Source organism: Magnetococcales bacterium (assembly GCA_015228935.1).
GTDB lineage: Bacteria > Pseudomonadota > Magnetococcia > Magnetococcales > DC0425bin3 > HA3dbin3.
Genome location: JADGCO010000099.1, coordinates 1 through 14,921 on the forward strand (window position 1 = coordinate 1; position 14,921 = coordinate 14,921).

General features: G+C 54.8%; 13 protein-coding genes. 6 read left to right on the forward strand and 7 right to left on the reverse strand.

Features of this window, described 5'->3' with window-relative positions:
- Positions 1-324: 324 nt before the first annotated feature.
- Together HQL65_17305 and HQL65_17310 are read right to left on the reverse strand one after the other, a co-directional pair.
- On the reverse strand, positions 325-1,212 hold the full coding sequence (locus HQL65_17305; protein ID MBF0137992.1) for a hypothetical protein: 888 nt from the start codon (positions 1,210-1,212) through the stop codon (positions 325-327).
- Positions 1,213-1,251: 39 nt separating this feature from the next.
- Positions 1,252-2,109 (reverse strand): hypothetical protein, encoded by an 858-nt coding sequence (locus HQL65_17310; protein MBF0137993.1) that lies wholly within the window; start codon positions 2,107-2,109, stop codon positions 1,252-1,254.
- Between the two features lie 393 nt (positions 2,110-2,502).
- On the opposite strand from HQL65_17310, the gene HQL65_17315 reads away from it, so the two are divergent.
- The 5 genes from HQL65_17315 (at position 2,503) to HQL65_17335 (ending at position 7,986) form a co-directional block, all read left to right on the forward strand.
- Complete coding sequence (locus HQL65_17315) at positions 2,503-2,820, forward strand: type II toxin-antitoxin system HicB family antitoxin (GenBank protein ID MBF0137994.1); 318 nt, start codon at positions 2,503-2,505, stop codon at positions 2,818-2,820.
- Positions 2,821-2,845: 25 nt separating this feature from the next.
- Positions 2,846-4,975, forward strand: a complete 2,130-nt coding sequence (locus HQL65_17320; GenBank protein MBF0137995.1) for a hypothetical protein — start codon at positions 2,846-2,848, stop codon at positions 4,973-4,975.
- 82 nt (positions 4,976-5,057) lie between these two features.
- On the forward strand, positions 5,058-5,405 hold the full coding sequence (gene arsC / locus HQL65_17325) for an arsenate reductase (glutaredoxin) (protein ID MBF0137996.1): 348 nt from the start codon (positions 5,058-5,060) through the stop codon (positions 5,403-5,405).
- A gap of 187 nt (positions 5,406-5,592) precedes the next feature.
- The gene (locus HQL65_17330) at positions 5,593-7,176 is read left to right on the forward strand and encodes an SUMF1/EgtB/PvdO family nonheme iron enzyme (protein ID MBF0137997.1); all 1,584 of its coding nucleotides are present in this window, start codon (positions 5,593-5,595) and stop codon (positions 7,174-7,176) included.
- A gap of 72 nt (positions 7,177-7,248) precedes the next feature.
- On the forward strand, positions 7,249-7,986 hold the full coding sequence (locus HQL65_17335) for a cyclic nucleotide-binding domain-containing protein (GenBank protein ID MBF0137998.1): 738 nt from the start codon (positions 7,249-7,251) through the stop codon (positions 7,984-7,986).
- A 404-nt stretch (positions 7,987-8,390) separates the two neighbouring features.
- Here HQL65_17335 and HQL65_17340 read toward each other — a convergent pair whose 3' ends face one another.
- From HQL65_17340 to HQL65_17355, 4 genes are all read right to left on the reverse strand, one after another.
- Positions 8,391-10,055: a Tar ligand binding domain-containing protein gene (locus HQL65_17340; GenBank protein ID MBF0137999.1), complete on the reverse strand. Its 1,665-nt coding sequence runs from the start codon at positions 10,053-10,055 to the stop codon at positions 8,391-8,393.
- A 229-nt stretch (positions 10,056-10,284) separates the two neighbouring features.
- Positions 10,285-10,941: a response regulator transcription factor gene (locus HQL65_17345; GenBank protein ID MBF0138000.1), complete on the reverse strand. Its 657-nt coding sequence runs from the start codon at positions 10,939-10,941 to the stop codon at positions 10,285-10,287.
- Entirely contained in the window at positions 10,938-12,068 is a 1,131-nt protein-coding gene (locus HQL65_17350) for a response regulator (protein ID MBF0138001.1), read from the reverse strand. The genes HQL65_17345 and HQL65_17350 overlap by 4 nt, the downstream gene beginning before the upstream one ends.
- On the reverse strand, positions 12,065-12,907 hold the full coding sequence (locus HQL65_17355) for a protein-glutamate O-methyltransferase CheR (GenBank protein ID MBF0138002.1): 843 nt from the start codon (positions 12,905-12,907) through the stop codon (positions 12,065-12,067). The genes HQL65_17350 and HQL65_17355 overlap by 4 nt, the downstream gene beginning before the upstream one ends.
- Before the next feature lie 799 nt (positions 12,908-13,706).
- On the opposite strand from HQL65_17355, the gene HQL65_17360 reads away from it, so the two are divergent.
- Complete coding sequence (locus tag HQL65_17360) at positions 13,707-14,447, forward strand: hypothetical protein (protein MBF0138003.1); 741 nt, start codon at positions 13,707-13,709, stop codon at positions 14,445-14,447.
- A gap of 263 nt (positions 14,448-14,710) precedes the next feature.
- Here HQL65_17360 and HQL65_17365 read toward each other — a convergent pair.
- Positions 14,711-14,921 (reverse strand): hypothetical protein (locus HQL65_17365; protein MBF0138004.1); only part of this gene is annotated, 211 nt, incomplete at its 5' end.

Consider the following 14,921-nt stretch of genomic DNA (forward strand, 5'->3'; position numbering starts at 1 on the left):
GGAACGCTACTGGCCCCTTGAAGGCGATGAAGTATGGCCCTTTCCACCCGATACCAATCCGCAATATGTCCGCGATCTGGTCAAAAGGTATGTGGGAATGGCTTGATTTTCAGGCTGCCTGCACCATGGCCAGACAGGATGCCTGTTTGCGGAACAGGTCGATGCTGTGCAGGGCAAGGTTTGCGGACAAGGCCAGCAAGACGCCTACTTCTTAACTGCTCAAACAAGCCGCTGCTCTGTTCAAACAAGCCGCTGCTCTGTGTTCATGGAGATTGTTCTGTTTGAGTTATTTATGGGCACGTCCCAAATGTACATCAGAATTGATTACATTGTCTCAGTGTCTGTTATGTTTTGTTCTTTGTGTAAATCCGGAATTGGCTGCTTTGCCTCGGTGTTTGCTCTTTCGAATGCTTCGAGTGCAGAAATTAATTGCATTGCCTCGGCGGCGGCTCTGTCTCGTTCTATTTTTTCCTTTTCCAGTTTCAAGCGAACCGATCCAGCCCGACTGGAGGTTATTTGAAAAGGGGCCTTCCAACTCTTTACGATTTCCCGATGTCCGGAAAATTCCTGCAAAATTTTTATGGCGCGAAGTTGCAACGGACCCGGTTTGGCCAGCCCCCGCACGACCCGCACCAGATCCAGAAACAATCCACCTTCCACAGCGGTTTGCAGGCAGACAGGACGGTCCGCCAGGGGATTGAAGCAGGTGTTCGGAATGGCATCCCAGGCCTGGGCAACCAAGCCGATTTCCTGTTGTCCCTCCTTGACCTCTTGCAACAGGGCAAGGGTACGGGACAACGCGAGGGTCTCTGCAAGGGGGATGACAAGGTCGCAAATATCCGGTTTGGGCAGGGGTTCGGCGTGCAACACGCCGGCCACATAATTCCAGATATCCTGGCTCTGGAGAGTTTTTTCCAATACCTGGGCTGCAAACCGGCGCGAATTGTCAGAGGCCCGATCACTCAAAAAGGAAAAGGTGAAATTCAACGCCTTGGCCTTGCCATACAAAACTTCCAAATGTTGGTAGGCCTCATGAAAATTTTGTACCTGAAAACGGCGCAAATCCCTCTCACGACCCCACAAGAGGCGCGATGCCAAATCCGGTGTGGTTGCCTCGGGAAGCGTATCGGGTTGATCCAGACGGACAACCCAGGCCTGCGCACGGTCCAGAAGGACACCCATGCCAGCCGGTCCTGAGAGGAGGGCTTCCATGGTTAGCGATGCCTCGACAAGGGGTTCATAAAGAGTTCATCACGACCAGCGTGCAAATGGTATCTGCCTGTCGCGCAGGTCATTTTCGAGCATGTTTGCATCATCGGCAAAACGAGCGTGCGGTTGGGCAGGAAAAGAGACCAAACGCAAGGAATGTACCGTAAACGATCTGAAAATATGGCCTTCGATGAAAGAGTCGTTTCCCATGCCAGGAGTTCCCGCCTGGACCACTATAGAAGAAAAATCGGCCTTTGTCGTGGTTTTGGTCAATTTTTTTCCGGCTTTTGCGATGGCCAGCATGGCACGTTGCTCCCATGTTGCCCGGAATCCATCCGGAATTTGTTCTTTGTATTTGAGATCGCGATCCATGACAAACTGGACAGAATTTTCGTGAAAAAAGGTTGTGCGGTGCGCTATCATCCTCTCTGCAAAAATCATACAGCATGCGCCGTAATGTTCCAATCCGCGCAGATCCAGGGTGAGGGCTGCAAAACAGATTCTTTCCTTGAAATGGGGAAAAAACAGGGAATCAACGATCTCGCGACTTCTGTCCCAGGCATTGTTTTTGGGAAAGCGTATGCCTGCCTGCAACTTTTTGTAGAAGTTTGCATAACATCCGTATTCTTCAACCAGTTGGCGGACATCAAGAAAACTGCGATTCATGCAGGCCCTGGATTCTTGTTGGACCGTGTCCTGAAAATCCTGCAACAGGGCTTCAAGACCTTCCTCTCTTGCCCAGACGCATACTTCGGCATGGCGTATTTCCAGTGCAATCTTTTCTCCCCTGGCCAGCAATACGTTGGGATACTCACCCGGTGTATCGCAATGAGGGCAGCAGTTGTCATGGGCAATATAGTCAAAATGACAATACTGACAGGTTACCTTGAGCCGATCCATCTTGCCTCCCAATGTCATTGCCCGATCCCGAACACCTGGACGGCGAGTTTATAACCAGATTGTTGTCAGGGGCAAGCCGTCGTGGGACAGGGAAAACATTTTTTCGTTTGCCAGACATCCAGGAGAGTCGGTTCATGCATGCGGTCTGTCAGGTGGCGGAAGGCAGCAATCTGGTATATTGTTTCCCGCATGAACGGGTATGATGTCATTGCCAGATTGAAGGGTGCAGGATGGTGCCTGGATCGGATCAAAGGCAGCCATGACATCCTGGTGAAAGATGGCAAAGCAGTTCTTTGTGCCCGTGCATGGAACACCTGAACTCGGCCATGGCCTGTTGGCGGCGATCCAGAGGCAAACCGGTGTCAGGCTGAAGAATTGAGGTGAGGTGGAGAGATGGAACGACGTTTTCCAGTTGTGCTGGATCCACAGGAACCCAAGGTTTTTTTTGCCAGATTTCCGGATCTGGAGGAGTGTTTTACCGAGGGTGAGACTGAAGAGGAAGCATTGTTCAATGCCGCCGAGGTGCTGACCGCCATGTTGGAATGGCGCATGGACAACGGCCAGCCGCTTCCGGAACCTTCAAGGAGTGTATCGGGAGCGCACTTCATCCTTCTGGATGCCAGGATGCAGGCGGCCATGGATGAATATGAGCGCATGCATGCAGCAGTGCGTGACGTTCAGGATGGATTTGCAGTTTCATACAGTTCTTGAACAAATGACCCTGGAGGGTGCTGCCATGCGAAACGGGTGGTTGCGGAATGTGCGGTGGGGCCTGTTGGCCGTGAGCGGGTTGTTGGCCGGTGGGGGATGGGTCATGGCCGCTGAGTTGCCGGTACGGAGTGTGGCCCTCTTTACCAGCGGGGTGGGATATGTTCAGCATGCCGGCGAGCTGCCGGGCGGCGAAACCCTCTGGCTTCCCTTCCAGGGGGAACAAATCAATGACGTATTGAAATCCCTGGTCTTGCAGGATGTGGGCGGGGGGGAACCCGGCACCGTGATCTATCCGGCCCGGGATCCAATCGGCAAAACCCTGGGCGGGTTTCAGGTCAATCTCGCCAAGGATCCCGGCATGGCCGGGCTGTTGGGGCAAATGCGGGGTGCCCGGGTGTTGGTCGAAGGGGGAGGGGAACGCCAGGAAGGGGTCATCGTCGGGGTCGAAAAACGCCCCTGGCAGATGGACAAGGATGGCAAGGCCGTGGAAGATTGGCTCCTCAATCTGGTCACGGAGCAGGGTCTGCGCAGCTTTTTTCTGCGGGATTTGCGGCGTATCGAACCCCTGGATCCGGCGTTGCGCGGCGATCTGACCCGGGCGCTGGAAACCCTGGATCAGGGACGCGGCGAAGGCCGCAAGCGCGTTGCCTTCCGCTTTCCGGGTGCAGGCCTGCGCAAGGTCCGCATCGGCTATGTCGTGGAAACCCCGGTCTGGAAGACAAGCTATCGCCTGCTCCTGCCGGAACCCAACGGCACGAAGGCCACGTTGCAGGGGTGGGCCATCGTGGAAAACCAGTCCGACAACGACTGGCACAAGATTCAACTCTCCCTGGTCAGTGGTCGGCCCATATCGTTTGTGCAGGATTTGTACGAACCCCTCTATGCCAAACGTCCGGAAGTCAAAACCCAGGTTGGAACCGGACCCCTGCCTCCCGTGTATGGTGCCGGGATGCCGGCAGCCGGAGGACAGGCCGGGGGGGGAGCGATGCTCAACAAGGAGATGGCCAAAAGGGTGCCGGTCCGAAGCATGGCCATGGCGGCCCCGGCAGCGTCGGGACGGGCCAGACATGACAAGGACAGAGATGCTGAAGGGTTGGCCTCGGAAGCCATGGACCAGAGTGCCCCGCCTGCCCCACCACCCTGGGAAGAACAGGCCCTGGATCCGGCCCGGATCACAGCCGTGGCCGCAGCCACGGAGCAGGGTGCCCTGTTCCAGTATACCGTGGCCGATGTCTCTCTGCCGCGGCGGCAATCGGCCATGCTGCCCATCGTGGCCGACCCACTCCAGGCACGGCTGGTGAGCATCTACAACCGGCAGGTTTTGGACCGCCATCCGCTGGCCGGAGTGTGGCTGGAAAATACCACCGGCAAGCATTTGCCAGCCGGACCGGTGACCCTGTATCAACAGGGAAGTTATGGCGGCGATGCCCGCCTGGAAGAGATCCCGCCCGGACAAAAACGGCTGTTGAGTTTTGCCGTGGATCTGGCCGTGAAGGTCAAACCTCCCGCAGAACGCAACGAGAGCCGGTTGACGGCCGGTCGGGTGGTCAAGGGGGTGCTGGAGTTGACGGAAAAACGCCTCCGCATGCGCGACTATACGGCGGAAAATACGGCAACCGTACCCCGGACCCTGATCGTGGAACATCCGGTCGAGGCCGGTTGGCAAAAAAGTCCGGAAAGTCCCGCCCCGCTCGAAAGCACGCCCGAATGGCAACGCTTTGAAACCACCCTGCCGCCGGGCGTCATCACCACCCTGACCGTGCGGGAAGAGCGGATCGAACGGCAACGCCTGGCCCTGCTCTCCAGCAACACAGCCACCCTGCTCATGCATGCGGACAATGGTGCCCTGCCGGAGGCGTTGCGGGGTGCCCTGCGCCAGGTGATGGGCTTGCAGAAAACCGTCCAGGATCGCGAACGGGACATGGAAGAAGCCGCGCAACGTCTCGAAAAATTGACAGAGGAACAAGGCCGGTTGCGGGAAAATCTGGCAGCGACCAACACCGGGGCCAAATTTCATGATCGTATCGTGCAAAAACTGGAACAGACCGAAAATGAGATCGAACGCTGGCAGACCACTGCCGACAAGGCACGGCAGGCCCACAAAGAGTCCCGGGACCGGCTGGAGCGATTTTTGGAAAGTTTGAATGTTGGCTGAAAAAAGGTCAGAATCCGGAATGCGCCGATGTTGTTCAAGGTGGACTGCCGGTCAAAAATGATGTTCCATCGGAGAGATGCTGATGCCCATGATCCTGTATCACAACCCACAGTGCAGTAAATCCCGTGCGGCTTTGGAACTTTTGCGCACGCGCGGGGTGGAACCCGGAATCGTGGAGTATTTGAAGGTGCCGCCGGATCGGGAGACCTTGAGCAGAATTCTTGACTTGTTGGGCATGGAACCCCGGCAGATCATGCGCACCAAAGAGTCGGCCTATCGTGAAAACCATTTGCACAATCCGGATTTGACACGGGATGAGTTGATCGATGCCATGGTCAGGAATCCCAGGTTGATCGAACGCCCCATTGCCATGACCGAGCGTGGGGCTGTCCTGGGGAGACCGCCGGAAAAGGTGTTGGATCTTTTGTAGTCAGCCTGTTGAACTGAAACGACTGTGCCTCATGAGAGCGGTTGCGGCAACGTGGCGTGCAGCATCATCCTGTGGTGGTGTTGAATGGCGGTGACTTTGTTTCATGGGAATGGTTGCGGGAGCGTGGCGTGCAACGGGTTTTCTGGCTGGTGATTTTGTTTCATGGGAGTGGTTGCGGGAGTGTGGCGTGAAACGTGTTTTCTGGCTGGGTTTGTTGTGGTTGCTGTCGGGATGTGGTGCGCTGAATGATCTTTCCTGGCTGAGTGGTTCATCCGGTGCGACCGGAGCGGTCGATTGGGTCAATCGCGATTGGCCCTCGGGTGGTCACTATGAGGGAGAGATGGTGAATGGCAAGCGCCACGGCAAGGGGAGTTTCCTCTGGCCGGATGGGGCACGTTATGTCGGCGAGTACCGGCATGATGAGCGGACCGGTTATGGGGTTTTTTCCTGGCCCGATGGTTCCCGATATGAGGGGCAGTTTGTCGGGGGCAAACGGGATGGCAAGGGAACCTTCATCTGGCCGGATGGTGCCCGGTATGCCGGGGAGTATCGGCAAGGCCAGCGGCATGGCCAGGGAACCTACTACTCGGCCAATAAATCCGTCGTGGTGTGCCAGGCCGTGCCCCAGGAGGAGTCGCAGGAGTGGATGGATGGCCGTTTTCTGGGCAGTACCACGAACAGTGTGGCCACCCTGGCACCCCCACCTCCCCTGGTCAGCCCGTCTGTGTTGCCGCCACCGGTTTCTCCCGTCGTTGCCGGTCGCTCTGCGGACCTGACCCGTGTATCGCGGGCTGCCATGCCGGCGGATTTTGATTCTTCGCCACCAATGTCGTCGCGTCCTGCATCTGCCGCGTCGGTTGCCGCCACCGCTTCCTCTATCGGGACCCCGGGTCTTTCCGGCATTTCCTCTGCTGGTGCTTCTGCTGCTGGTGCTTCTGCCGTTCCGGGCGCTGCTGCGCATACCGTTGCGTCTGGCAAGGATCGCACAGCGCCCGCAACGTCACGAACCACCCGCGAACTGGCGGACATTAAAAATCTGCAACCTCCCCCGCCATCCGGTGAGACATGGCGGGAGCCGCATACGGGCATCTCCTTTGTCCGGATTCCGGGCGGGTGTTTTCAAATGGGCGGGGTGCGGGGTGGCCTGGATGAACGACCGGCACACCCGGTGTGCGTGGATGACTTCTGGCTGGGACGCTACGAGGTCACCCGGGACGAGTGGGAACAAATCATGGGCGCGGCCCCCAGACAAGGACCGACCACGGTGGTGGATCGCCAACAGCCGCGTCATCAGGGTCGGGAGCCGATGGAGAGCGTCTCCTGGCATGATGTCCAGCAATTCATCTCCCGGCTGGATCAGGCCAGTGGGACCCGATTCCGTTTGCCGACCGAGGCGGAGTGGGAATATGCCTGCCGGAGTGGCGGACGGGAGCAGCTCTACTGCGGTGACGATAAACCGGAACGGGTGGCCTGGTTCGACGGCAACAGCCAGGGAACCGTCCATCCGGTCGGTACCCGGGAACCCAACCCGTATGGTCTGTACGACATGAGCGGCAATGTCTGGGAGTGGGTGGCGGACTGGTATGACCCGGATTATTTCAAAAAAAGTCCGTCACACAATCCTCCGGGACCCACACGCGGCGACGGCAAGGTATTCCGGGGTGGAGCCTGGCTGAGCGGGACCCGGTATATTCGCGCCAACCAGCGGTACCGGTTTCCGCCCGACCGGCGTTACAATCTCCTTGGGTTTCGTCTGGTCCATACGCCTTGATCTGGAATATACTGTCGAAAACATCTTCCGCCCTGGGGAGGAGGCCGGTCTCCGGTTGAGGTGACGATGCGTGTGATCACCATATTGGACAAGAGTGCGATCCTGGTGTGTTTGCAGGAGCTTCCCTTTTTTCGTGAGTGGGAAAGTGCGGAAGTGGACCATATCCTGGATCTGCACCACCTTGTGCATTTCCAGGTGTATCGCATGGGGGAGTTTTTTATTCACCAGGAAGATCTTGATACAAGCCTCTATGTGATGCTGGCCGGACGCGCCAGTGTGGTCAAGAGCGGAAGTTCCATACCTCTGGCGGAGTTGCGGGCCGGACAATTTTTTGGGGAAGTCTCCTTCCTGACGGAAGAACCACGCGGAACCAACGTCATTGTGCATGGTTCCACATCGGAGGATCCCAATTCTCTTGAAGGGCATATTTGTTCCGCCCTGGGGATCAAATTGCCAAGTCCTCTGGCGGCTGATGCCGCCGTGGTGATGCGCCTGGACCGTGGCATCATGGAGTTGTTGCGACCCGCTACCCGGGAAATTCTTCTGAACCATTTCATCGCCACCATCGTGCAGCGACTGGATGCCATGAACGAGCGCATCACCCAGTTGACCGGGAAAATTCCCATGCTTTCCATCGATGCCGGGTTGTCGGATCTTTTTGATCAGGCAAGTCTGCTTGCAGCCTGTGGTGAAGAAATTCCGGGTACTTCCATCGCGGAACGGGAAGCATTGCACATGCGGTTGCTCAGGCAACTTTTTCAATGCCAAAAGGAAATGAACGACTTTTTGATCCAGAACGAGAGTGGATGATTGCGCAACATATCGGGTGAGTGACCATGGCCAGAAAGAGTAATGTCACGAAAACCGAATTTCGTGATGTACGTCGCACCATGTGGTTGATCTTTGCCTTTGTTCTCAGTTTTTGTGCCGGCCTGGCGGGTATGGTGGCCAAAGGGTTTGGTTGGTTGTGATTCATGGGGCAGGCCGAATCAGGTGTTGTTGGAGGAAGGGCACTGCCCTTCCTCCTGGAACTCCGTTCCGGTCTTGTATTCATCTTGATGTTTGGAATCACCATTCCAAAGCGAATGAGGTTCAGAACCCTGCTTGATGGTCATCCGATACCAGGTGTTCAGGTCGGTTCCGGCAGGAGATTGCCGTCAATTGCCGGCGGTTTGTCGGGCAGGATCCTGGGTTTGTTTTTCCCGATTTTGGACTTATTTGGTTGTCGGGTGGCGCTGTTTGCCGTGGACCTTTGGGACATTTTTTGTGGGGATGTGGCACAGGGGGGGGCCTGTCATCTCTTCCGAGGTTTTGAAGAACCCGATGACCTGATTGAGGGTTTCCGCCTGGGTGCTGAGTTCTTCGGCGGTGGCGGCCAGCTCCTCGGAAGAGCCGGTATTTTGTTGAATGACCTGGTCGAGATGTTGGATGGCCTTGTTGACCTCGGCGGCACCGGTATTTTGCTCCTGGCTGGCGGAAGCGATCTCCTGGATCAGCTCTGCGGTCTTGCGAATGTCCGGCACCAGTTTGGCTATGATGGCTCCACTCTGTTCGGCAATGGTGACACTGGAATTGGAGAGCGTGCTGATTTCGCCGGCGGCGACTTGGCTGCGTTCGGCGAGTTTGCGCACCTCGGCGGCCACCACGGCAAAGCCCTTGCCGTGTTCGCCGGCCCGGGCCGCCTCGATGGCGGCATTCAGGGCCAGCAGATTGGTTTGCCGAGCAATCTCTTCGATGACGGTAATTTTGGTGGCAATTTCCCGCATGGCCGCCACGGCTTCACCGACCGATTTGCCACCGGCTTCGGCGTCCTGGGCGGCTTGGCGGGCAATTTTTTCGGTTTGCTGGGCATTATCGGTATTTTGTTGAATGCTGCCGGTCATCTCCTCCATGGCGGCGGAAGTCTGTTCCACCGAGGCGGCCTGCTCCGTGGACCCCCGGGCCACTTCTTCGGATGAGGCGGCCAACTGCTCACTGCCAGATGAAACATTTTGTGCCGCCATGCATATTTCAGAGACGATATGTTGCAACTTTTCCGTCATTTGCCACACCGATCCGAAGACACCATGCCGCATATGGGAAATTCGGGCAAAATCGACGTTCAATTGCCCATTGGCCACCTGGGCAACGATGCGATTCAGATCCGACGGATCGCAGCCCAGTTGCCCCAGAATGGTCTTCAGCATGAGAAGTGAAAAAATAATTCCCAATACCAGGGAAGAACCGGCAACCATGGCGATCAGACGCAGACCGGATTGTTCATCATGTTCGGCCTGTTGGGCGGCTTCTGCGGTAAACTTCTTGATTTTCACTGCCAGTGCATCAATATGTTTTTCCACATCTTCGGATTCTTTTTCAATTTTTTCCGATATTTCGTGAGCCTCGTGGAGTTTGCCTTTCTGGAGCCATGCGGTGACTTCCTGGATGTGTTTTTCGACCTGAGCGTGTTCATGATCCAATTCTTTCAAGGCTTTGCCAAACTCTTCCATCTGCTGGCGTTCCCTGGCTGTTCCAGCCAGGTGTGCCGCTTCGGAGGCAATTTTTTCGGCCTTGTGGAACGCTGAATTCACTTTTTCGCCAGATGCAACAAACTCCTTGACGGCATGGTCGAAATGTTGGGCTGCCTTGGAATTGGTGGCACGCGACTCCCCGGTGCGCAATATTTTTTCCAGCATGATCAACTGGTTCATGTAATTGGATTCAATGTCGTTGATTTCATCGCTCAAGGGAATGTCTTCTTCGGCTAGGCCTTTCAGTTCATCGCCGATGGCGGCCATCTTGCTGAGACCGACCCCCCCGACAAGCATCATGGACACGAGCAAAAAAGTGGACAGTCCCAACAACAGGGTGCGAAGTTTGAAATTTTCCAGAATTTTCATTGTAATACATCCCCCGAAGGTTCCGAAGACCGGTGACAGGATTGATCCATCCCAATCCCAATAAGAACAAGGTCTCTGAGAGTAGCCGAGGCACTGGAGGGAGACATATCGCCGAAACCACAATTGTCATGCAGTTTGTTGAATTATTTTTTGCTGTTGGATTGCCAGCGCTTTGCAGTTCCAGTAACGGCAGGAATGACAGGGGATCGGGCAGGAGAGGATGCGACGTTTATTTTAAAAGATTGTTTTCCAGGGCATAGCGGGTCAGTTGGGCATTGTTTTCGAAACCGAGCTTGTTGAGCAGGCGCAGGCGATAGGAACTGATGGCGGAAACGCTCAGGGAGAGTTTTTCAGCAATCCGGGTGACAGTCAGGCCCGAGGCAATGTGGCAGAGAACCGTGTATTCCCGGTCGGAGAGGAGGGCATGCGGTGGGGATTCGATGCGGCCATCCATATGCTCGAAAATGAGATCGGCCAGTTCCGGATCCATGTGCCGACGGCCCGCAGCCACCTTGCGCATGCCCAGCAGCAACTGATCCAGGCCACAATCCTTGGTGAGATAGCCCCTGGCACCGGCCTTGATGAAACGGGTTGCCATCAATTGGTCCCGGTGCATGGTCAGAATCAGAATGGGCAGGTCCGGCCTGATTTTTTTGCACAGCGTGACAATTTCCAGGGCACTTTTGCCGGGCATGGAGATATCCAGCAGCAGCAGGTCCCATTCTCCCTGTTTGATGGTCGGCAAAACCTGGTCACCGTCATCCACTTCGCCAGTGACACAGAGATCGGTTTGATCGGCAAGAATTTTTTTGAGACCGGCCCGAAAGATGGAGTGGTCGTCTGCCAGCAGGATGCGTATCCGGCCACTTTTTGGTGTGTGGTTCATGATATTCTGACCTGACGAGAATCATGCAGGGGCAGGCTGGTGGTGATCTGGGTTCCGGATGCCGAGGTTTCCACATGGAGTTCACCGCCATTCTGGCACGCCCGCTCCTCCATGCCGCGCAGCCCCAGGGTGCGTTGCGGATTGGTCAGGATTGGCTCCGGAATGCCGCATCCGTTGTCGCGGATGGTGAGTTGTACCCAATCTTTGACCTGGGCCAGGCGTATGTGGACTTCGTTGGCCCGGGCATGTTTGCCGACATTGGTCAGGGACTCTTGCAGAATGCGAAAGAGAGCCATTTTTGCTCCATTTTCCAGGGTGATATCCACCGATGCCGGATCGACCAGGCAGGTGATGCCGCTGGCCTGCTCGAAGGTATGGGCCTGCCATTCCATGGCGGCCAGCAGGCCACATTCGTCCAGTATGGGTGGACGCAACATCAGGGCAAGATGGCGTGCCCTGACAATCGCCTCTTCAACCTGGCGCAGCAAAAGGGGCATTTCCGTATCCAGCAGTTCCTGATTCAAACGATTTTTCAGCAACCATTCGATGGTCATTTTCTGGTTGGCCAGGAGGTTGCCCATTTCGTCGTGGATCGCCTGGGCAATATGACGGCGCTCCTCTTCACGAACCTCGTTCAGATGACGATGCAGGGCACGCAAATCCGCCTGTGCCCTTTCCAGCGATGCCGTGCGTTCCTTCACAAGTTGGGCCAGATGATCACGATGGCGGCGCAGCTCTTCACGGGTCGTATACAGTTCCAGAAACACGCCAACCTTGGAGAGCAGAATGCGATCATCCACCGGTTTCGGGATATAATCGACCGCCCCAAGTGCGTAGCCGCGCAATTCATGGATATCCTCGGCCAGGGAGGCGGTCACGAAAATGATGGGTATGCTCCCGGTTTGTTCCGTTCCCCGCATGTATTCCGCCAGTTCAAAACCATCCATCCCCGGCATGTGGACATCGATGATCGCCAGGGCAAAAGAAGTGTGCATGCAGAGGGCCAGTGCCTCTTCACCAGAAGCAGCCCGGACCACGGCGGCGGCCACCCCTTTGAGCAGATGGTGCATGGCCAGAAGGTTGGCGGGTTGGTCATCGACCACCAGAATACGGGGCAGGTCGCTCATGTTCGAGATTCCGGGGTGAGGCTCTTGCGATAGATGCGTTCCTGTTGCGCAATCGGCAGAAAATGATCGGCAACATCAGAAAAATGGAGGGATTCGGATCCTCCCAGACACAGAAAACCGCCCCGTGTCAGGCTGTCATGAAACAGCCGCAGGGCACGTCGTTGCAGGGTGGCGTCAAAATAAATCAGGACGTTGCGGCACATCAGCAGATGGATTTCGGCAAAGACGCCATCAGTGACCAGGTTATGGTTGGAAAATACCATGTTGTCGCGCAGCCAGTCATGCATGCGAAACAGGCCGTGACCGGTGGTCAGATACTCGCCAAGTGAACCATGACCGCCGGCCTGACGATAATTATCTGCAAAAGGAGCCAGACGGTCCAGGTGATAAACCCCATCCCTGGCCTTGGCCAACACCTCATCGTCTATGTCGGTGGCATAAATGCGGGCATGTTTCAATAAATCTGCTTCATGGAGCAGGATGGCCAGGGAGTAGACTTCCTCACCCGTGGCGCACCCGGCGTGCCAGATGTTGATGAAAGGATAGGTTGCCAGGGTTGGCAAGACCCTGGTGCGCAAGGCGGCAAAACTCTCTGGATCACGAAACATTTCCGTTGTATTGACCGACAGGGCATGGACCAGGCGGGTCAGGAAAGTCCCCTGGTACAGCAGGTGTGGCACGATTTCGGAAATGTGGGCAAAGGTGCAGGATTCCAGGCAGTGCAGGATGCGTCGCCTGATCGCGGCCCGGTCATAGTGGCGAAAATCGTAGCCGTAGCGCAGAAACAGCGCTTCCAGCAACAGGTTGATTTCAATTTCCTGGATCTTTTCAGTTTCCATCATACACTCCCTGCTGAACAGATTACGGCATAAGAAGGTTCAAGAAAAGCAGATGTCGGCAGGAGATGATCTTGCATGCATGGTCCAGGCATGGTCCTGACCTGTCGGGTCGTCTGCTTGACGTGGATTTTCTGAACGGCTAGGATCCAACACGAGATGCAAGAGGTCACATTGTTGTCCTCTTTCTGGTGACTCTGCCATCTTTGTGATTCATCGGTTTCCATGCAGTGATTTCAGGCAAGGTGTTTTTGTGTATTTCAAGAATTGGAAAAGTCTGGAAGCGAAAAAGAAGAGGTTTTTATTTGCGACGGCTTTTTTAATTATTGTTCTTTATTCTTTTGGAGTTTATTTCAGTATATCCATACTTCGGGCCAATAAACTGGAAGCAGAGAAGATTCATTTGACCAGGATGAGTCAGGCCCTGGTCGAACCTGGCAAGACGCCACCCGACTTGTTGCCGGCAGAGGGAAATTTTACCACGGTCAAGGTGGGAACATATATTGATAACATTGAAAATTTGTCGATCCGGGATTCTGCCTGGAATGTTCAATTTTATATTTGGTTCAGTTGGACCGATTCCAGGGATATCAAGGACATCCAGGAGATGAAGGAAGCAAATGATGTCAAGGAAGTCAATGACGTCAAGGATACCAGGAGTTCGAAACGTTCCAAAACCTCCAAAAATAAAATTGCCGGAGAGACCAAGGAGACCAAAGAGACCAGGGAGATCAAGGAGACCAGAAAGACCAGAGAAATTCGAGATCTTGATCCTGGAAATAAATTTGTCATTGTTGATGGTATGATCATCAAAAAAGAATTAATGGAAGATTATTATGGTGACGATGGTGTTCGTTACCAGGAACTCCGTGTTTCCGCGAGAATATTTAAATTTTTTGACACAATGCGTGTTCCCGTGGAGGGGCATCTTCTGAACTTGTTCATCGAAGATGGAACCCGCGATGCTCATGTTTTACGTTATGTTCTGGATAAGGATTCGGATATCAGTTCTCGCGTCAAAATTCCCGGTTACAAAATTGTCAATAAGGGTTATGTTGTCAAACCGCATACTTATAAAACATCGTTTAGCCATCCAAAGAGGGCCGGTGTTGGCAAGGAGACACGCTCGCAATATGTGGTTGGAATCAAAATTCAGCGGAGCAATATCGGTGTTTATATTAAAATATTTATTTCCCTGTTTGCTTCCCTGCTTTTGGCACTTTCAAACTTTTTTGTCAGACCTTCCGATGTCAGTCCGCGTTTTTCCTTGCCATCCGCCGCTTTTTTTGGTGCGGTAACCAACTCCTATGTTGCCAATTCGATTTTACCGCCATCCGGCTCTTTCGGCCTGGTCGATCATATCGCTGTTTTTGGCATGGGCACCATTTTTCTGACCATTGCCCTGTCGCTGATGTCGAACCATTTTTATGTCACCAGAAATGATGTACCCATGGCCTATGTGCTGGACCGGACCATGTTTTTTCTGGTGTCGTGCTGCTGTTTGGCCACCAATGTGATTGTGCCATGGAGTGCCCTTGGGTAGGGGGAGTCCTGTTGCTGTGGAGCCGTATGGCATGCCTCTGACCATGTGATCGTGTCATGGGGTGCCCTTGGTAATTGTAAAAACTCTTTTTTTTGCGCAGATTTTCCGGTTCGAGAGTGCTGGTACGGGAAAAAAATTTGAAGACAGAATTGACTTTTATTTACCCTGTCTGGCATACTCCAAAGCCAGGGTTTGGGAGCATCCCGGGTTGGTTGAGACCGGACCGGTCTTTTATTCTCGTGATGTTTTGTCCCGATTCGTCATCACTCGTGATGAACGATGATACGGTACTCGTGATGATCGATGACACGGTCGTGGTCAACCGGATCTGAATGACCACGAGACGCAGTCATTCTGGGATCGCGGGAAGGGGGTTGGGGGAGAACAATGGTTGTCTGGGGATCCTGTTCTGGCAGGTTGTTGGTGCCAACCGTGCGCACGGCCTTCTTGGCGTTCTGTCTACTCCTGAGTGGA

Coding starts and splice junctions, on each gene's coding strand:
- HQL65_17345 (MBF0138000.1), bottom strand. CDS start 10,941: ATGAACCACACACCAAAAAGTGGCCGGATACGCATCCTGCTGGCAGAC.
- HQL65_17350 (MBF0138001.1), bottom strand. CDS start 12,068: ATGAGCGACCTGCCCCGTATTCTGGTGGTCGATGACCAACCCGCCAAC.
- HQL65_17315 (MBF0137994.1), top strand. CDS start 2,503: ATGGAACGACGTTTTCCAGTTGTGCTGGATCCACAGGAACCCAAGGTT.
- HQL65_17305 (MBF0137992.1), bottom strand. CDS start 1,212: ATGGAAGCCCTCCTCTCAGGACCGGCTGGCATGGGTGTCCTTCTGGAC.
- HQL65_17355 (MBF0138002.1), bottom strand. CDS start 12,907: ATGGAAACTGAAAAGATCCAGGAAATTGAAATCAACCTGTTGCTGGAA.
- HQL65_17360 (MBF0138003.1), top strand. CDS start 13,707: ATGATCATCAAAAAAGAATTAATGGAAGATTATTATGGTGACGATGGT.
- arsC (MBF0137996.1), top strand. CDS start 5,058: ATGCCCATGATCCTGTATCACAACCCACAGTGCAGTAAATCCCGTGCG.
- HQL65_17310 (MBF0137993.1), bottom strand. CDS start 2,109: ATGGATCGGCTCAAGGTAACCTGTCAGTATTGTCATTTTGACTATATT.
- HQL65_17320 (MBF0137995.1), top strand. CDS start 2,846: ATGCGAAACGGGTGGTTGCGGAATGTGCGGTGGGGCCTGTTGGCCGTG.
- HQL65_17340 (MBF0137999.1), bottom strand. CDS start 10,055: ATGAAAATTCTGGAAAATTTCAAACTTCGCACCCTGTTGTTGGGACTG.